Raw genomic sequence first — 19,498 nt, 5'->3', positions numbered from 1 at the left:
GATACTTGCCGCATATTCCCTCAATTTCCGAAGAGATTAGATACGATCATAAATAGACAGGTCTCCTGACTTGTACTCAACCTACTTTGAACCCTTCCCGTATCACACAGTGGTATATGTTCATTTCGTCTGTACTTACAGTTGCGGAAACAGCTATGGATTTTCACCATATTCCCTATTAAGCCTAAAAAGGCATCTATTTACTGCAAATCTATGTAACTATTTAATATTATTAACAACTATATCATAAGATTTCTAATTTTGTAGTCGAATTTTCAAATAATTTAAACAGCTAGAAATTGGACAATTTGATTTTTTAATGGTTATTTGTAATAAATAATACTTTTTTACTCACATTCGATTTATTTTATAATTTTATTTTCGCTAAAAAGCATCATTAGTCCTAGCACTTGTATTGTCAATTAATAGAAAAACCGAACTATCTCCCGTATTAATTTGTAAATAACTAGGATAGTTCGGTTTGTTCATATATTTTTAGTTTACTAATGGCTCTTCGTCTGTTTCTTCGTCTTCCGCTTGTGTTGCTTCTGCTACCGTTTTTGTACCAAAAACGGAACGAGCTAATAATTCAGCTACATCATATGTGCCTACTTGATCTTCTACTTCTTTAGCTTTTGTTCCATCTGATAACATGGTTAAACAGTACGGACAACCTGAGGAGATAACAGAAGCATCTGTTGCTAAGGCTTGCTCTGTTCGAGCCACGTTAATACGATTACCTACATGCTCTTCCATCCACATGAGACCGCCACCAGCACCACAACACATACCCGTATCACGATTACGCTCCATCTCCACGAGTTTTACACCTGGGATGCCGCGTAAAATTTCACGTGGTGGATCATATACTTCATTATAACGTCCTAAGTAACATGAATCATGGAAGACGATGGTTTCATCCACTTCATAATTTAATGCTAGTTTACCATCTGTAATCAACTGATTTAATACTTCTGTATGATGGTACACTTCACCCTCCCAGCCAAAATCTTTATATTCATTTTTAAAGATATTGTAGGCATGCGGGTCAATCGTAACAATTTTTGTCACATCATTTTTCTCAAACTCACTAATATTAGCATTGGCTAACTCTTGGAATAAAAATTCGTTACCTAAACGACGCGGTGTATCACCAGAGTTCTTTTCTTTATTACCTAAGATGGCAAACTTAACACCTGCTGCATTTAAAAGACGTGCAAAGTCTAAAGCAATCTTTTGAGAGCGGCTATCGAATGCGCCCATTGAGCCTACCCAGAATAAGTACTCCATTTCTTCGCCTGTTTTCTTAAACTCTTTAATAGTAGGCACAGATACGGTTGGGTCAAGGTCACGCCAATTTTCTTTTTCTTTACGGTTTAATCCCCAAGGGTTACCTTGACGCTCAATATTTGTCATTGCACGTTGTGCGTCAGGATTTACTTTACCTTCCGTCATTGTTAAATAACGACGTAAATCAATGATTTTATCCACATGTTCATTCATTACAGGACATTGGTCTTCACAGTTACGACAAGTCGTACAAGCCCAAATCTCTTCTTCTGTAATCACATCACCAATTAATGATGGGCTATAAATATCGTCAATTGAAGCGCCCTCTGCACCAGCTGCTATTGCTAACTGATTGCCTTTTGTATTTTTAAACGCTGTAAATGGTACCCATGGCTTCTGTTTAGTTTCCACTGCTCCTGTATTTGTAAGGTGGTCTCGTAATTTAACGATTAAATCCATAGGTGATAACATTTTACCTGTGCCTGTTGCTGGGCACATATTCGTACAACGCCCACACTCTACACATGCATATAAATCAATGAGCTGCTTTTGATTAAAGTCTTGAATTTTGCCAACTCCAATCGCAGGCATTTCTTCTGCATCATCGTCCATTTCTTCTAAAGCAGAAAAATCGATAGGTTGTAATGTACCTACGCGGTCTAAACGGTTGAAAAACACGTTTGCTGGCCCAGCAATTAAGTGGAAGTGTTTAGATTGTGGTACATATACAAGGAATGTTAATAAAATTAATAAATGAAGCCACCACATTACAAAGAAAATTGTTGCTGTGGCTGATGCTGGTAAAAAGCCAAATGCTAATGCAATAACAGATGCCATTGGTTCAAATAAACCTGGCTCATGTCCTTGCCATATCATATTCATACCGTTAGCGATTAATGTTGATACCATTAATCCACCGATAAAGATCAATACTAGTCCATTCTTCCAACCACGTTTTAAACGCACCAACTTCTCTACGTAACGACGATAGAATGCCCAAATTACTGCTACTAATATCATAAATACAACTAATTCTTGTGAAAAGGTGAAGAATTCATATAAACCGCCTAAAGGCAAATGTGAACCTGGCTTTAAACCTTTCCAAATTAAATCAATAGCACCTAATTGTACTAATAAGAAGCCATAAAAGAAAAATACGTGTATAATACCACTCTTCTTATCTTTTAATAGCTTCTTTTGTCCAAAGACGTTTTCAATAATACTACCTAATCGTTCTTTGACATTTTGGTCAAACTCGACTTTCTTCCCCAGTTTCACAAACTGATAACGTGTTTTTAGTAAGTATAAAAATAAACCTACACCATATACAACAACAATGCCAAATAGCACCCAGTTTGCAATCAATAGTGAATTCATAATGTCTCCCCCTTAACAATAATTCCCCCAAAATTATGAGTAACATACCATCATGTATCTTTGTGTACTTCTATTTTAGTTATGAATGAGCATTCAGTCAACTAGTATTCAAAAAATAATGACGATTTTTTATTTTTCAACACTTCGTACTTATGCTGTTATTTTCTCCATTATACTTGATATCTGTCAAATTGATAGTTCTTTTTTTACTGAGTAACATTGCCAAGTGCATTATTTAAACACTTGGCCACCTCGTTCGTACTCCACATCTGATACATGAGCACGATAATTGATTACACGAGCTGCTGCAAAAAAATAATCGGATAATCGATTCAAATACACTTGAATCAGAGTAGGCACATCTTCAACTTCTCTTACTAATGTCACCATTTGTCGTTCTGCCCTTCTTGTTACTGTACGCGCCACGTGAAGTGCTGCAGCTCCTTTAGTACCACCAGGCAATATAAACTTTTGAAGCGGAGGTGCCTCTGCCGTCAACTGATCAATACGTGTCTCTAAATACGCAATAGAATCTTCTGTTAATTTATATTGTCGTTCTTTCATCACATTGGCTAAATCACCGCCACAATCAAACAACTCATGCTGAATAATAGTTAAATCTTTACTGATATCTTGGCACCCTTCCTGTAACTCTGTAATCGCTACACCTACAAAAGCATTTAATTCGTCTACAGTGCCGTATGTTTCTACACGTAAATCATCTTTTTCTACACGTCCGCCTATTAATGCTGTTTTTCCCTTATCACCTGTTTTTGTATAGAGCTTCATCTATGCACACTCCCTCGCTACCTAATCTCCCTTCATTTTAACATAATTTTCTGACAACCTAAATGCGTATTAACAATATAATGGCATATGGAATGCAGTACATCGTCATGATAAGCAGATATTTTACTAAAATAATGGGCAAAACATGTCATGATAGCTAACCATTATATTGTCCTTACATAAAGGACAAATTACCGTAACCTATTTATGTTTAAACGACATTTAAGTAAAAATTACTACTCATTTTACATAGACGTTATAACGTTTATCGTTTGAACTTAAAAATCGTATGACGTATATTACACATATTAAGGGAGGTTTTTACATGGAGAAAATTCAACTCGCACTTGCTTATAATTTAAAGTCTCTGCGCGAAACTCGCAAACTTACATTAGAGAAACTTGCTGAAATTACAGGTGTAAGTAAAACAATGCTTGGGCAAATTGAACGAGGTGAATCTAGCCCTACTATTACAACCCTTTGGAAAATTGCTGACGGTCTTAAGGTAAGCTTCACTGCTTTAGTTAATATGCCGAGTCATGCTGTTGAATTAATTCGACAAACCGATTGTCCAAGTATTTTAGCAGATGAAGGAAGATACGAAGCATTTCTACACTTTCCTACCACACCCGAGCAAAGCTTTGAGGTCTACACCATTCATATGGCGCAATATGCTTATCATCAAGCCGATCCTCATCAAATAGGTACAATTGAATTCATTACCGTTTTTCAAGGTACCCTTGCATTAACCATTGGCGATGAAACACATGTACTGACCGCTAGTGATAGTATTCGCTTTAATGCTAATCAAACACACAGCTATAAAAATGTCGGAGATGACCTTATTCAAATGAATGTAATCTTGTATTATAGCTAATCACCTTATCCTTGCTATACTACTCTTAACTAATAAACTTTCAATAGTATGAATAAAATCGATTTTATTCATACTCCTTCTGTCAATGACCACCTAGGTAAACAACAATCTTCGTAGTTCACCAACTTTAGTTACTTTTGCTTTTTGATAAATATTTTTCACATGATGTTTGATAGTATTCACTGTGATAAATAATGTAGTGCTCATCTCAGCATAACTTAACCCTTCTAATAGTAATGCACAAACCTCCTCTTCCCTACTCGTTAATCCCAAACGCTGTAAGTTATTCATATAGCTATTATTTGTTTGTACTCGTAATAAGTACGTTGGCGTTGTATAAAAACCATCAAATTTATGATCTCTCTTTGTAGTAGAAAATACATATTGTTGCCCATCATTTGACCAAATAAATCGCTCATTGTGGATTTGTGCAGGAAGCCATGCCTTGATTCCTTGTTGTTGTAATACTTGCTGTGCGACTGGATTTTCATATAAAACATTACAAGCTGTATCTAATAAAATATACCCATCCTCAGCAATAGCTAGCTTATTACGAATTAGCTGCTTTTCATCAATCATTTCCCTAATCGTAAAATAATGCATCATTTTCTTTTCGATAATTTTACTAATGGATTGGAAACGCCACACATCTTGTTCGTTAAATGGTAGCTCACCCTGTTGTTTTAAAATGCCTAAAGTGGCAATGATTTTGTTGTTGTAACTAAAATTAACTGCCATCTCATCTATATAGCAGTGTTTGCGCATAAATTCTTGATAATAGATACTGCGCTTTAATTCATCCAAACTCAATACATGGTAGGATGCTAAAACAGAAGGAACATCACTATTTTCATGAATATAACGTGTAGGGTGTAAAAAATCATGCGTAATATAAAAATCGAAATATTCTGATATTATATGATCTGAAATTCCTAAAAGTTGAGGATTAAATGTTTCACCATCGTCTTTAGTAAACCAAAATACACTATGTTGATAGCCCCAAACTTGTTTTAATGCTTGTTGTACTTGCTCCCTAAAGTTTAACGTTACATCTGATACGAGTTCTAAAAAATATAATACGCGATCAAATTCACGATTATTCATCATAATGCTCGCATTCCTCCCAAAACTACACTTTAAGGTAGTATTTTTGTTTAATATTGTACGCTAGGATAGTAATTAGTACAACACAAAGGAGGAGAAATAAATGAAACAAGATATTACGATGATGAGCGCTATTCAATTAGCACAGTGTATTCGAGAGCAACAAATTACAGTTGTAGAAGTGGTCACTACTTTTTTAGAAAAGATTGACCGTATCAACCCTAAAATTAATGCCTTCGTTACTATTATGCGTGATGAAGCCCTACAACAAGCGCATGAAGCAGATCAAGCTATCGCAAATGGACAACCTCTAGGCGTGATTCATGGTGTACCTGTAGCTATTAAAGATTTAACCCCTGTGAAAGATGTACGTTATACAATGGGTTCAAAACTATTTGAACATCAAATTGCTGATCGTGATGCTATTGTAGTGGAGCGGATTAGGGCAGCTGGCGGTATCATTATAGGTAAAACAAATACACCCGAATTTGGCCATAAAGGTACAACAGATAACCTGGTCTTTGGTGCATCTCGCAACCCTTGGCATCTTGATCGTATTACTGGTGGGTCTAGCGGTGGCTCTTCCGCCGCAGTAGCAGCTGGTTTAGTTCCGTTGGCTGAAGGAACCGATGGTGGTGGCTCCATACGTATACCCGCTGCCCTTTGTGGTGTATTTGGCTACAAACCAACATATGGTAAAATACCGATGGATATTTTTGGCCCTTTTTCTTCACAAGCGCCATTTTTACATTATGGACCTATTGCACGTACAGTTGAGGATGCCACGCTTCTCTATGATATTATGGCAGGGCCTGATACAAGTGATGCTTTTACAACAGAGCCTCACCAAGCAGTTTATCCCGTATTAGAACAAGACATCTCGTCTTTAAAAGTCGCTTATAGCAAGGGTTTTGGCTTTTTCAACGTAACATCTGAAGTGCAACAAGCATGTGATCAAGCTGCCGAAACATTCCGTACACTTGGTTGCCAAGTGGATGACATTACATTCGCATTTGAACAACCTAAGGAAAATATCGAACAAGTATGGTTTGACTTATGGTGTGGATTATTAGCATCTAGTTTTCATGATTTGCCACCAGAACAAATGGCACTCTTAGAACCTAAAGTACAAGAGTGGATTGCGCTTGGTACAGAAATGTCTGCGACAGAGTACTTAAAAGCTTATAATGACCGTGACCAAACGTTTAACGCCTTGAAAAAAGTCTTAGATGAGTATGATGTGATTATTACACCTACAACGGCTATGACTGCCTTCCCTATCGCTATTTGGGGCCCTGAAGAGATAAATGGTGAAGCCATCAATCCGATGCACGGATGGTTTTTAACCTATCTCCTTAATCTTACTGGACACCCAGCCGCTTCCCTACCTGTTGGCTTTGACCAAGAGGGATTGCCTATCGGCTTGCAAATTATAGGTAATCGCCTTGATGATGCAACTGTCCTCCAAGCATCCCGTGCCTTTGAACGTGTAGCTAATTGGTATACCTCTTATGAAAAAATTCAACTATAAATAAAAAGGCAAAAGGTGTGGCAATAAAACGACCACACCTTTTGTTATTCTCTTTACTATGCTAATGGTGTTGTTTTCATAATCTCATCAAAATAGGACACGGTTTTCATTTCCGCACCGATTTCTCTTAATTGCCAAGTGCTCTCCAAATAGATATCAGTAAGTAGCTCATATTTACCACCATAACGTGCAGCCCACTCCACTGCTACTACACTTTCATAACAATGTGCAATTAACGCTGCCATCGCCTTCGCCTCAAATGTTTTAGTTGCTTCATCTAAACTAGCAAAAATTTGCAACTTACGCTGTGCCTCTGTTAATTGGTGTGCCACTATCGTAGTAAATTCATGTGTAATAGTAGCTAAACGCTCTTGCATCGTATGGATAAATAACTCATGTGCTTGATATTTATCCACAAGTCGGATGAGCTCTAATGCTAAAATATTAGCTGTACCTTCCCATACCGTTAATACTTGTGCATCTCGCAATAGCCTTGGTGTTACAAAATCTTCAATATAACCATTACCCCCCATTAATTCAATGGCTTCACTTGCAAAATGAACAGCTTGCTCGCCACTCTCCTTTTTCATTACGGCAATGTACAAACGATTTAATATTTGTTCTTCTTGTGTTCCCTCTCCTGCCGTTACTTTGTCGTATTGTGCAATTAAATCAAAGATTGTCGCTGTCTCCACTTGTAGTTTAGCGGCAAATTTCCCTAATGAATCTCTGATCATAGGGTATTGGGTTAATGGTGCACCAAAAGCTAAGCGATTTGTTGTATAATGTTTTGCTTCTAAAAATGCACGTCTCATAATACCAATTGAAGCTACAGCATTACAAATACGTGAAAGATTTAATGCTTCTAACATATAATAAATCCCTCGAGATGCATCACCCACAACATAGGCTTTTGCATGGTCAAACTCCACTTCTCCTGATGGTACAGCCTTAACGCCAAGTTTATCTTTTAAACGGCGAATACGAATACCATTAAGTGAACCATCTTCATTGCGCCAAGGCACAGCAAACAATGTTAAACCTTTAGAACCTTCTTGCGCCCCTTCGATACGAGCTAATACCATTGCTACACCGCACATGCCAGCATTGGATGCAAAATATTTCTCACCTGTTAATACATAGTGGTCATCCATTGGCACAGCTTTTACTACGTTTGCCCCCACATCTGAACCACCTTGACGCTCTGTTAAAAAAGTAGCTCCCTCATATAATGTCGTATTACCTGTGGCACAAACATGTGGTAAAAAGCGCTGTTTTACCTTTTCATCTGCATAATGGTCTAACAAATAAGCTGTTGCCATCGTTAACGTAACAGGACAATAAAACCCTGGCTCTGCATGTGATAATAAATAGCCTTGTGCAAAGCTATATACATAGTTTCCTTTATGACCTAAAGCATCAATCGGCTTATGCACGTAGCCTACAATACCTGTATTATAACTTTGCTCAACCGTTTTTTTATAGCCATCATTCACCAGTACTTGTGATACTTCTTCGCCGTATTTATTATAACGCTGTAGTTTTGGTTCGCCTTCTCGATCTGTAAATTTAGCTCGTTCATCAATATCATTGGCACATAATTCGCCAAATTTAGCTAACTCTTGAAAGGCATAATCTTTGAAGGCATCGTCTAAATAGTGGGTAAGAATGCGTTGTAATGTCTCCTCATTTGTGAAAAAGTTTTGCTCTTTTGTTTGTTGTTGTAATACTTTCATACCTTAGCCCTCCTTTAGTACTTGTTTTAAAATTTTACCTGATAAATTACGAGGTAATGCGTCTACTTGCTCATATAGGCGTGGGATTTTAAAATTCGCCAAATTTTCTGATAAAAATTGACGTAATACCCCTACATCAATTTGTTCTTTAGCAGCATATACCGCTTTCACCGTCTCGCCCCACTCTGGATGTGGTACACCAATCACTGCCACTTCAAAAATACTAGCATATTGTAAGATGGCCTCTTCAATCTCTTTAGGGTAAATATTGACACCACCACTAATAATGACATCTTTTTTACGGTCTACAATCCACATATATCCGTCCTCATCCACACGTGCTAAATCACCACTGCGTACACCTTCACCTAAAAATGCCGCTTTTGTTGCCTCATCATTGTTATAATAGCCAACCATATTGCCTTCGCCATACAAAATAATCTCGCCAACCTCACCCACAGCAACATCTTCACCTTGTTCATTAACAATACGGATTTCCGTATTTAATGGGGCTCTCTTACCGATACTGCCTGCTTTTTTCTCATGTTCATGAGCAAATAGTAAACTGCCACTTGGTCCTGCTTCTGTTAACCCATAAACAGCTGTAAGGTGATTTGTCTTAAAAGCTTGTTGCACGTACTTCACCTCTGCTTGTGACAATGGAGCACCACCATAAACCCACCACTTCATAGAAGATAAATCTTTCTCTGCTAATTGTGGATGTTGAGCTGTTAATAAGTAAGCGACGGGGGCGCCAAAGAAATGTGTCACACGTTCGGTCTCCACCATTTCAAGTAATAAATCAGGTGTAAAATTGGGTGTTAATACATTCGTTGCGCCAACTAATACAGCTGTAATCAAAAAGAGATGCAACGGTGCTGAATGTGTCAAAGGCATCATGAGTAACACTCGACTCTCTGGTTTAAACTCCATCTCTACTGCCATCATTTGAGCAACAGTTAAAATATTACGGTTGGTAAACAATACGCCTTTTGGTTTACCTGTTGTACCAGATGTATATAAAATGGTTGATAAATCATCCTCTGTCAATTTACAATATACGGGTAATATGCTTGCGCTTTGTATCAATTGCTCAAAACTATAAAAATCGCCCTTAGCTGAACCTGTTGTTATTTTTAATGAACATTGTACTTCTTTTGCATGTTCAAATAATAATTCATGTACAATCATTGCTTTAGCCCCTGCATCCGTTATTACATGATTTACTTCACTTTGCGTAAACTTGGCATTTACAGGTACTACAATGGCTCCAATACGTTGGCTAGCAAAATAACTTATGATGAACTCCACCGTATTCGGTAAAAATAAAACAATACGATCGCCTTTTTCAATAGTATGAGATTGTAATGCATATGCTAAGGCATTCACTTGTGCATCAAGCTGGCTATAACTCATGCGTCGCCCTTGGCAAATGACCGCTTCTTGCTGTGCATATTTGGTTGCGTTACGTGCTAATAAGTTAGAAATATTCATTCATCATTCCTCCAATTTGTTTAGTTTTCTTTTAAAAATGGTATTTAATTGTTCCATTTCTCGTTTAATTTCGTATAACTCTGCAATTTTTTCGTCAATCTCTGCAAGCTTTTCCTCACCGTAGGCAATGGTACGTTGTAATTGCTTTTTGCCTGTGCGGTCTAAATCAAATAACAACACCATTTCTTTAATCTCATCTAACGTAAACCCAAAACGTTTGCCCCTCATCACAAGTTGAAGCTTCACCATCTCTTTTTTGCTATATAAGCGCTGTCCCGTTTCAGTACGTTTTGGTGTGAGCAGACCTAACTCCTCGTAATAGCGTAATGTCCTTGCTGAGATTGCAAATTGTTTAGCTACTTGTTGTATCGTTTGCATGATGTCGCCTCACTTTCTTTCACTTTATCATTTACGTTAACGTAAACTTCAACAGTAAAACGTATTTTACAAGAAAATTTCATCGCTAACCACGATATTTATGTATATAAAAAAGCTAAGAGCTTTACACTCTTAGCTTTTTTGCAATGCTTGCCATTCTTTTTTTAGCTGACCATAGACAACAAGGTCAACATATTTATCATATAAATACTCGCCTTGACGAATACAACCTTCTTCCACAAATCCTAGACGTTTTGGAATGGCACGGCTTTTACTATTATCAACAGCTGCTCTAATTTCAACACGCTCTAAGTCTAATGCTGTAAAACATAACGCAAGCAATGCTGCACAAGACTTCGTCATAATCCCTTTACCTTCATATTTAGGGCTCAACCAATAACCAATACTTGTCGAAAGATTTTGACGATTAATACCATGCATACCTACTCGTCCTACAATATGCCCCTCATAACAAATACCTAACTGATAACCTTGATTATTAGCAAATTGCTGTAAAGTTTGTTGGATATGTATAACCGAGTCTTCAACAGTAGCTGTAGCGTCAACCCAAGGTAACCATTGTCTCAATGTATCACGCGACTCATCAATCATTTGAAATAATTCAGGTGCATGACGTTGCTCTAATAAGGCTAATGTAATATGATCGTCTACTCTAATCTGAAACATTTCATTCCCCCCTATAAAAAAAGAACTGTATATTGACTATACAGTTCTCAACATTTTATCACATTTTTTCAGGAGCTGATACGCCAATTAAACGCAGTGCATTCGTCAACGTAATACGAACGGCTGTAATTAATGCTAATCTTGCTTCTGTACGCTCTTGATTGGTAGCATCTAATACTTTCTCTGCATTATAAAAACTATGGAAAGTAGCAGCCAACTCTTGAATGTAAATGGCAATGCGGTGCGGTGTACGATATTTGGCAGCATCTGCGATCACAGTTGGGAAGTCGCCTACTTTTTTCAATAAGTCAATTTCTTTCTCTGCTTGTAATACAGATAGATGATCTGTTGAAGCTTCCAAACCTTGTTCTGTAGCTTGGCGTAAAATAGAGCAAATACGTGCATGCGCATATTGTGCATAATAGACAGGGTTTTCATTAGATTGTGATACGGCTAAATCTAAATCAAAGTCCATATGTGAATCGCCTGCCGTTTTCACAAAGAAGTAACGCACAGCATCTAAGCCAACTTCTTCTACAAGCTCACGCATTGTTACAGCATTACCAGTACGTTTACTCATTTTGAATTTTTCACCATTTTTATATAATTGCACCATTTGAATTACTTCTACTTCTAGTGTGTCACGGTTATAACCAAGTGCTTCAATCGCTGCCTTCATACGTGGAATATAACCATGGTGGTCGGCACCCCAAATATTAATAAGCTTTGTGAAGCCACGATTGATTTTATCTTCGTGATACGCAATATCAGGTGTTAAATAAGTGTATGAGCCATCTTGTTTAATTAATACACGATCTTTATCATCACCAAATGTCGTTGAACGGAACCAAGTTGCACCGTCCTCTTCAAAAACATGACCATTCTCTTTTAATTTATTTAAAGCGATAGCAATTTTACCATTGTCATATAAAGACGTTTCTGAGTACCATACATCAAAGTTAACACGGAAATTAGCTAAATCATTTTTCAATTTATCTAACTCTAACTGCAAACCATGTTGACGGAAGAAAGTGAAGCGTTCTTGCTCTGTTTTTTCTAGCATACTATTCCCATATTCGGCTGCTAATGTATTCGCCATATCAATGATATCCTGTCCATGATAACCGTCTTCTGGCATCTCAGCTGCTTGACCTAACGCTTGTTTGTAACGCGCCTCTAATGAATAAGCTAGGTTGTTAATTTGATTACCTGCATCATTAATATAATATTCACGAGATACAGCATAGCCTGCTGCATCTAATACGTTACATAATGAGTCGCCTACAGAAGCCCCACGTGCATGCCCTAAATGTAGGTCACCTGTAGGATTGGCTGACACAAACTCGACTTGTACTTTTTCACCTTCACCTGCTGTAGTGCGGCCAAAATCAGCACCTTGAGTTAAAGCTGTTTTTACAACATCCGCTAAAAAATCTTTACGTACGGTAATATTTAAAAAACCTGGTCCAGCAATCTCAATTTTTTCAATATTAGTGCCTTCTACTTCTAAGTGATTAATAATTGCTTCTGCAATGGCACGCGGTGGTTGCTTCGCTAATTTTGTTAATTGCATAGCAATGTTTGAAGCATAATCGCCATTAGCTTTATCTTTAGGTTGTGATAATTGAATAGTAATCGCCGAAATATCTTCTATTAGCTTTGCTTTTGTAATAGCTTGTTGTAATGCTTGTTTAATTGATTGTTGCACTTGCTCTACTGCGTTCATTTTCCTACCTCCGAATATTGTATTGTCAATGTGTATAAGCCTAGTGCTTGTCCACCCATAAGTAATTCATATGTTGTATGGAATTCACCATGTGCTTGATGATGGTGTAACGCTTGCGCACGCACATCTAATGGTAACTTCCCTAATTTATTTTCGTATTGACCTTGCTCAATTACATCTTTTTGTAACGGCAAACGCATAGTAACTGCCCCTGACCGTGTAATAATTGCCCGGTCTTGTGTCATTTTAATAATCGTTGTAATTTGACCTTCTTCTTGCTCATCAATGTAACGGATATAATGTGTGTCTTTGTTTTGCCGTAGTTGACCCTCAATGTCCATTTCAATGGTTTCAGGTTGACCGTCATACGTATCAATAACAGATTTGAGCTTCACTCTTACTGGCTTAACTACTGTCAATGCCATCCGCCCCTTTCTATAACTTATCTATTATATCTTACAAACAAAGCATAATACAATATGCAAGTGCTAAAGGTAATCTACTATAGCACAAGCTCTTTGAAGTAGGTTACCTTTTTTCATTTACCGCGGGGATTGATATTCATAACAAGTTGCTAAACAGTGAAAACCTTGTTTCTTTAATATTGGCGCGCTCATTGGACTAGCATCAACCGTTAATAAACGATACCCTCGTTCATATGCTTTTTCGCACGCGCTGCTAGCAGCTGTGTATAATACCTTCCCTCTATAATCTACTAACGTAGAGTCTCCCCATAAACTTACAAAGGATGTATTCGGTTCAATATACATCCATGCTGCACTCACAAGTTGATAATCTTTATACACACCATATAAATATAACTTATCTGGATATTACTGTTTATCTTGACATAACCTCATACCTAATTCGACTTTATCATCAGACCATATTTTGCCCTCTAATGTGCGATTTTTTAATGCCTTTATCCTCTGTAATTTCTTTAACTTGATGAGTACGTGTAACTTTTAGGAGAGGATGTTTTGATGAAGTTCCGTTACTAATACTGCTTCCTCACCTTCAAGTGTAAAGCCTTCTTCTTGTAATAGCTCTTTTAGATGAGCAGGCTGGTCATAACTATACACTTTCCACTCAAAGTGTTGCTGTCTTTCTTTAAAATAAGCAAGCCCTTGTTGCACTATGCTACGTGCATTATTGTCTGTTAATGTTGAGGCAATAACAAAGCCCGCTTCTTGATGTGCGGATACATGACGCACTACATATGGAGTCTCTTCTCGAATATAGCCAAATGACTGCGCCTCTTGTCGTAATTTTTTAAGAAATTTGGCGAATCATGCTTGTTGATTCATTATATTCTCTCCTTTGTTATTTTATCCGATTTGCATCGTAGTAGGTCAAAATCCCTCAATTGAAACCTTCCTTATTTCATAAACGTAGTATAAGATGTACGATGATACTATTTTAGAGGTGATGTGCGATGGAACGTAAAGCATACGTTCGGAAAAAAAAGCATAAACGTCGAGGCAAACGCCTTTTACTACTAGTTGCTGTTTTTATCGCTCTAATTGGCATCGCTTGGGGAGGGCTACGTATTTATGCGCAGCTTGCAGGTGCACCACCAATTACAGTGCCAAGTGCATCTGTTTTCGTTGACAAAGATGGCGAAAAAATTGGTGACCATTTTGCAACAGAGCGAAGGTACTGGGTAGAGCTTGAAAATATTTCACCATATATGAAAGATGCATTATTATCCGTAGAAGACCACACTTTTTATGAACATAATGGCTTTAATTTTAAGCGTATTATGGGTGCTATTGTTGCTAATATTCGCTCAGGTGGTAAAGCGGAAGGCGCTAGTACAATTACACAACAATTTGCGCGTAACTTGTACTTGTCCCATGAGAAAACATGGACGCGAAAATTAAACGAGGCATTGTATGCTTATCGTTTAGAATTGTTTTATAGTAAAGACGATATTTTAGAAGGTTATTTGAATACTGTCTATTTTGGCCATGGTATGTATGGTGTAGAAGCAGCTAGCCGTTATTATTTTGGTAAATCTGCGAAAGAGCTCACATTGGCAGAAGCCAGTTTATTAGCTGGTGTACCTAAAGGGCCAAGCTTATTCTCGCCAATTGTAGATTTTGATCGTGCTAAAGAACGTCAACAGACCATTTTGCAATTGATGGTAGAAAATCAGAAAATCACACAAATAGAAAGTGATACTGCTAATCAAACCGAGATCGTTTTAAAAAATGATGCCTTTCAAGATACAAATATTGCACCTTACTTCCTAGATGTTGCTTGGCAAGAAGCCAGTGAAATATTACGTAAACAAGATAAAGACATTAGTGAAGGTGGCTATACGGTGACCACTACACTCAATCGTAAACATCAAGAAGCGGCTGATTTCGCGGTAAAAAACCGTTTACCTGCTGGTGAATTACAAGTAAGTTTTATGAGTATGGAGCCAAATACAGGTGCGATTACCTCATTAATTGGCGGTCGTGATTATAGCGATAGCCCTTATAATCGAGCAACTAAAGCAGAGCGACAACCTGGCTCAACATTAAAGCCTTTTCTTTATGCGGCAGCGTTAGAGAAAGGCTATAATCCATTAACACCTCTAGATGTGAGCAAGACAACATTTAAGTACAACGGTAGTGAAACATATACACCTAAAAACGCGAATGATCAATTTGGTAACCGTGACTTCTCCATGATACAGGCATTAGCATTATCCGATAACATTTATGCCGTTAAAACGTTAGAAGACATTGGCTATCCTGCATTCCGCGATATGGGGAAACGATTTCAGTTGAATGTTGGAGATGAGGACTCACCTACCATTGCCCTAGGTACAGAAGAAACGAGCCTAGAGGAGTTAACGAATGCTTATAACTCACTCGCATCAGGTGGTGCCGTCACAAAACCAACTACAATACTTTCAATACAAGATAGTAAAGGTAATGAAGTTTATCGCTTTAAGCAACCTGAATTACAAAGTGCATTATCTAAAACAAATGCTTTCCTTATTACTACAATGATGCAAGCAATGTTTAATGCTAATTATAATGACTATGCACCTGTAACTGGACAAGATATTACTAACCATCTTTCTTACCCTTATTATGCAGCTAAAACAGGTACAACAAATAGTGACCAATGGATGGTTGGTTATTCCCCTACATTAACTGCTGGAGTATGGAATGGGTATGACCAAGGTAAAACATTAGATGTCAGTGTAACGAAATACATGTGGCTTGATTTTATGGAGCGTGCTAATACAGCAAAAGATAATTTTAAAAAGCCTAAAGGGATTGAAAAAGTAAAAGTAGCCATCCCTTCACGTGCACTCGGTTCACGCTCATGCCCTGAACCACAAGCGGATGTTTATGTATTAGAGAAAGATATCCCGAAAGAGCGTTGCGTTAAATTTGATATTTTTGATTTAGATAGCATGCGCGATTTCTTCAAAACAATGCCTAGTTCAATATTAGGTGAAAATCCTGTCTTTAAAGATTGAAACTTTTTTGATTGATGAAACGTCATTAATAAATTGCAAACAAAAAACGATGTGTTATAAGGTACAAACTTGCTACCTTTATAACGCATCGTTTTTCTTTAGTAGTAATTAATAAGAAAACGCTTTACAAGTGGTCCAGACTCGTATAACCTCTCTCAAAAATACTACAGTGTCCTAGCTTACTGATTTATAAGCTCTACAAGTAGTTTACTTTTTTTCAGACACAGTTTCAAGGTCATATCAAAGTGTTTTCAAATTGTCACACATTGTTCAATCATTTTGTTTCTAATGCTTTATGCAATGTTTCTTCGCTATTTACCCACAATGTTTCATTATGGCTTTGTAAAAAGGCCTTTAAAATATCTTTTGATGCATCATCCATATTATCTACCATAATATGACGCTTCATTGATTTATCCATACGATTGACATGGTCTGCTAATATTTTATAACCACGACGTTTTTCACGATTTACCACCATCTCACAAGCTGTGACGCCTGCATAATAAGGGCCTTCTGGTTTTTGGTCAATCGTCACCCACACTAACCAGTATAATTTACCACCTTCTGAATCTTCACGATTTGTTGTGAATTTAATGCCTCTCTCAATAGGACTGCGTGCATGCATAGCTCCTATCTCAACAAAGGCTTTACCTTCCTCCACATCGACAAAGATAGGTGATACATTCTCTAATGATAATGAGCCAATCCCGAAACCTTTATGACCATCCGTTGGATTATTTTTAATAATAGTAAAGCCCATTTTTTGCTTTGGCTTTTCTTGATTTGTCATGCTCATCCTCCTTCATTCATGCTATAGTTAAACTATACACTATTTAAGGGGGAAATGAACAATGCCATACGTTACAGTCAAAATGCTTGAAGGGCGCACAGAAGAGCAAAAACGTGCACTAGTAGCTGAAGTTACAGAGGCGGTCTCACGTACCGTAAATGCACCTCAAGAAAATATTACGGTTTTTATTGAAGAAATGTCTAAAAACCATTATGGGGTAGCAGGTATTCGCATGAGTGACAAATAACTGTTAAAATAAGAGCGTACATCAAAGCACTTATGCTTTTACGCGATGAAGGAGCCATCGTTATTTTGTCGGCTTCTTTTTTATTTTACAGGAGGCCGTTATGAAAAATAAATTAATCACAATAGGTATTGTTTTATTATTCCTTGTTGGTTTAGCGCTTGTCTTTATTAATCCGATTGAAGATTTTTTATTAAAGCGCTCGGCTAAACAGCTTGATATATCCAACTATTCTACCGAACAACTTCAGCAGAACAATGATAAAGAGGTAGCAGATGCTGATTTTGAGTTTGAAGAGGTACAATCTCTCTCCATTCAAGATGTGCTACGTGCACAAGCCTCTACTGAAAACTACCCTGTCATTGGCAGTATGTATGTGCCAAGTGTTGAGATGCAACTCCCGATTTTAAAAGGTGTATCTAATGATGCTTTAGCGGTTGGCGCTGGCACAATGAAACCTGATCAAAAATTAGGAGAAGGCAATTACTCATTAGCTGCTCATTATATCGAAGGGCGTGACGTCTTATTTGGCCCTTTGTATCGTGCTAAAGTTGGCGATGCCATTTTTGTAACCGATGGTAGTCAGATTTATGAATATAAAATCAATAATAAAAATGTGATATTATCAACAGATACACATGTAATTAACGACCAAGCAGATAAAAAAATGTTAACACTCATTACTTGTGCTAACTCGGGTGTAGACCGCCTCGCTGTCGAAGCCGAATTTGTAAATAGCAAACCTTTTGACAAAGCGAATGCTAATTGGGGGCAATAATAACCGATATGAAAACCGAGCCAATCGAGTTATGTCGATTGGCTCGGTTTTGTTTCAACCACTTTATTGTTTTATAACTCCAGTAAGCAAGCTGTATAAATTTTCTGTATATCCTTTGGTAAGTCAATGCCCAATTCATCCGACCACCAGTTCATACTCGCTTCATAGAACGCCACTAACTTGGCACGTTGCTTCGTATCAATATAATAACGTAACACTTCTTTAATCCACGCCTCATCCATGTAAATATCATCGCCCAAATGCTCAATAATCTCTTCTGCTAAACGAGTCGAATAACATCGCTTTTTAAAATGTTGAAATAAAAATGCATAAAATCGCTGCTTAATCACTTCTCGCTCTTCAATTGCCCATACGTAATCCATCTGTGCTAAATAATCGCCTTGATACAAACTTAAAGTTTGCCTAATCATAGCTTCTGAAATATTTTTCTCTTCCATGATTTCAAACAATTGATCTACATCAGCATATACAGGCGCATCTAAATAATAACGTTTATTGCGAAAGACAATCGCTTCTTCAAAGCCTTCCTTATATAACACTTTACGAAGTTGATACATAGCAGAGTGTAATGATGTAGTAGCTTGTTCCTCAGTCGCATGTGGCCATAAGTAAGCTAATATTTGTTCTCTCGTCGCATTTTTGCCTTGCGAACACCACAACAAATAAAATAACTCCTCCGCCTTCTTTGTACGTGTTTTGATTGGTTCATTATTTTTATTATAGATTCCATTATTACCTAATGATGTAATATAAAGCCCATTCTCAACTTGCATTTTACTCACAACACTTTGCTTAATCACATTACTAACCATCTTATGTAAACGTTCATTTGTTACAGGTTTTAACAAATAATCGACAGCACCTAACTCAAAAGCAGATAATGCAAACTCCTCATGCGCTGTGACAAACACGACTTGTACTAGTGGATAATTTTCAGCCAAGTATTCTGCTATAGATAACCCTGTTTCCTCACCTAAATTAATATCGAGAAACGCAATATGGGGATTATATTTATGCATCAACGCATCAATTTTGCGACTATCTGTGTCAATTGCCATGACACGTATTGGTGTTAACTCTTCAAGTTTTTGCTTGAGTAATATGGCTGAAAACCGTTCATCATCAATAATAATAGCACGTCTCATATACACACCTCCTACATCAGCTATATATGTTATTTATCGACATA

Annotated in this window: 18 protein-coding genes and 1 riboswitch; of the genes, 5 read left to right on the top strand and 13 right to left on the bottom strand. The window is 37.3% G+C overall.

The features are described from left to right. Positions 1–38: 38 nt before the first annotated feature. Positions 39–215: riboswitch (cobalamin riboswitch) on the bottom strand. Positions 216–495: 280 nt separating this feature from the next. Beyond that, on the bottom strand, positions 496–2,667 hold the full coding sequence (locus IEW44_RS01585) for a (Fe-S)-binding protein (RefSeq protein ID WP_188613261.1): 2,172 nt from the start codon (positions 2,665–2,667) through the stop codon (positions 496–498). Between the two features lie 231 nt (positions 2,668–2,898). Then, the gene (locus IEW44_RS01580) at positions 2,899–3,456 is read right to left on the bottom strand and encodes a cob(I)yrinic acid a,c-diamide adenosyltransferase (RefSeq protein WP_188613260.1); all 558 of its coding nucleotides are present in this window, start codon (positions 3,454–3,456) and stop codon (positions 2,899–2,901) included. Between the two features lie 325 nt (positions 3,457–3,781). Here IEW44_RS01580 and IEW44_RS01575 point away from each other — a divergent pair, with 325 nt between their 5' ends. Then, a complete protein-coding gene (locus IEW44_RS01575; protein ID WP_188613259.1) occupies positions 3,782–4,333 on the top strand; it encodes a helix-turn-helix domain-containing protein in 552 nt (183 codons plus the stop codon). Between the two features lie 93 nt (positions 4,334–4,426). Here IEW44_RS01575 and IEW44_RS01570 read toward each other — a convergent pair whose 3' ends face one another. After that, the gene (locus IEW44_RS01570; protein ID WP_188613258.1) at positions 4,427–5,440 is read right to left on the bottom strand and encodes a helix-turn-helix transcriptional regulator; all 1,014 of its coding nucleotides are present in this window, start codon (positions 5,438–5,440) and stop codon (positions 4,427–4,429) included. Positions 5,441–5,540: 100 nt separating this feature from the next. Between IEW44_RS01570 and IEW44_RS01565 the strand changes: the two genes are divergently transcribed. Next, positions 5,541–6,968 carry an amidase gene (locus IEW44_RS01565; RefSeq protein WP_188613257.1) on the top strand — a complete coding sequence of 476 codons (1,428 nt, stop codon included), beginning with the start codon at positions 5,541–5,543 and terminating at the stop codon, positions 6,966–6,968. Between the two features lie 56 nt (positions 6,969–7,024). Here the strand turns inward: IEW44_RS01565 and IEW44_RS01560 are convergent, their stop codons facing one another. From IEW44_RS01560 to IEW44_RS15840, 8 genes are all read right to left on the bottom strand, one after another. After that, positions 7,025–8,704: an acyl-CoA dehydrogenase family protein gene (locus IEW44_RS01560; RefSeq protein WP_188613256.1), complete on the bottom strand. Its 1,680-nt coding sequence runs from the start codon at positions 8,702–8,704 to the stop codon at positions 7,025–7,027. A 3-nt stretch (positions 8,705–8,707) separates the two neighbouring features. Then, complete coding sequence (locus IEW44_RS01555; RefSeq protein WP_188613255.1) at positions 8,708–10,198, bottom strand: class I adenylate-forming enzyme family protein; 1,491 nt, start codon at positions 10,196–10,198, stop codon at positions 8,708–8,710. Positions 10,199–10,201: 3 nt separating this feature from the next. After that, a complete protein-coding gene (locus IEW44_RS01550) occupies positions 10,202–10,576 on the bottom strand; it encodes a MerR family transcriptional regulator (RefSeq protein WP_188613254.1) in 375 nt (124 codons plus the stop codon). 132 nt (positions 10,577–10,708) lie between these two features. Continuing rightward, a complete protein-coding gene (locus IEW44_RS01545) occupies positions 10,709–11,263 on the bottom strand; it encodes a GNAT family N-acetyltransferase (RefSeq protein WP_188613253.1) in 555 nt (184 codons plus the stop codon). Positions 11,264–11,321: 58 nt separating this feature from the next. Then, positions 11,322–12,989, bottom strand: a complete 1,668-nt coding sequence (argS, locus tag IEW44_RS01540) for an arginine--tRNA ligase (RefSeq protein ID WP_188613252.1) — start codon at positions 12,987–12,989, stop codon at positions 11,322–11,324. Continuing rightward, complete coding sequence (locus tag IEW44_RS01535; RefSeq protein ID WP_188613251.1) at positions 12,986–13,408, bottom strand: YwiB family protein; 423 nt, start codon at positions 13,406–13,408, stop codon at positions 12,986–12,988. Before IEW44_RS01535 ends, argS begins: the two co-directional genes overlap by 4 nt. A 123-nt stretch (positions 13,409–13,531) precedes the next feature. Continuing rightward, positions 13,532–13,774, bottom strand: coding sequence for a hypothetical protein (locus IEW44_RS15845; RefSeq protein WP_229704130.1), 243 nt, complete (start codon positions 13,772–13,774; stop codon positions 13,532–13,534). A 180-nt stretch (positions 13,775–13,954) separates the two neighbouring features. Then, positions 13,955–14,203, bottom strand: coding sequence for a hypothetical protein (locus IEW44_RS15840; RefSeq protein WP_229704129.1), 249 nt, complete (start codon positions 14,201–14,203; stop codon positions 13,955–13,957). Between the two features lie 221 nt (positions 14,204–14,424). Here IEW44_RS15840 and IEW44_RS01525 point away from each other — a divergent pair, with 221 nt between their 5' ends. Continuing rightward, positions 14,425–16,473 (top strand): transglycosylase domain-containing protein, encoded by a 2,049-nt coding sequence (locus tag IEW44_RS01525; protein WP_188613250.1) that lies wholly within the window; start codon positions 14,425–14,427, stop codon positions 16,471–16,473. Positions 16,474–16,747: 274 nt separating this feature from the next. Here the strand turns inward: IEW44_RS01525 and IEW44_RS01520 are convergent, their stop codons facing one another. Then, a complete protein-coding gene (locus IEW44_RS01520) occupies positions 16,748–17,266 on the bottom strand; it encodes a YwhD family protein (protein ID WP_188613249.1) in 519 nt (172 codons plus the stop codon). A gap of 61 nt (positions 17,267–17,327) precedes the next feature. Here IEW44_RS01520 and thmT point away from each other — a divergent pair, with 61 nt between their 5' ends. Together thmT and IEW44_RS01510 are read left to right on the top strand one after the other, a co-directional pair. Next, a complete protein-coding gene (gene thmT / locus IEW44_RS01515) occupies positions 17,328–17,513 on the top strand; it encodes a 2-hydroxymuconate tautomerase (protein ID WP_188613248.1) in 186 nt (61 codons plus the stop codon). Positions 17,514–17,613: 100 nt separating this feature from the next. Continuing rightward, positions 17,614–18,288 (top strand): class A sortase, encoded by a 675-nt coding sequence (locus IEW44_RS01510; RefSeq protein ID WP_188613247.1) that lies wholly within the window; start codon positions 17,614–17,616, stop codon positions 18,286–18,288. A 71-nt stretch (positions 18,289–18,359) separates the two neighbouring features. Here IEW44_RS01510 and IEW44_RS01505 read toward each other — a convergent pair whose 3' ends face one another. Then, the gene (locus IEW44_RS01505; RefSeq protein WP_188613246.1) at positions 18,360–19,454 is read right to left on the bottom strand and encodes a response regulator; all 1,095 of its coding nucleotides are present in this window, start codon (positions 19,452–19,454) and stop codon (positions 18,360–18,362) included. Positions 19,455–19,498: the final 44 nt, after the last annotated feature.

The organism is Lysinibacillus alkalisoli (assembly GCF_014643595.1).
Classification (GTDB): Bacteria; Bacillota; Bacilli; order Bacillales_A; family Planococcaceae; genus Metalysinibacillus; species Metalysinibacillus alkalisoli.
This window is presented reverse-complemented; position numbering and strand designations above follow the sequence as displayed.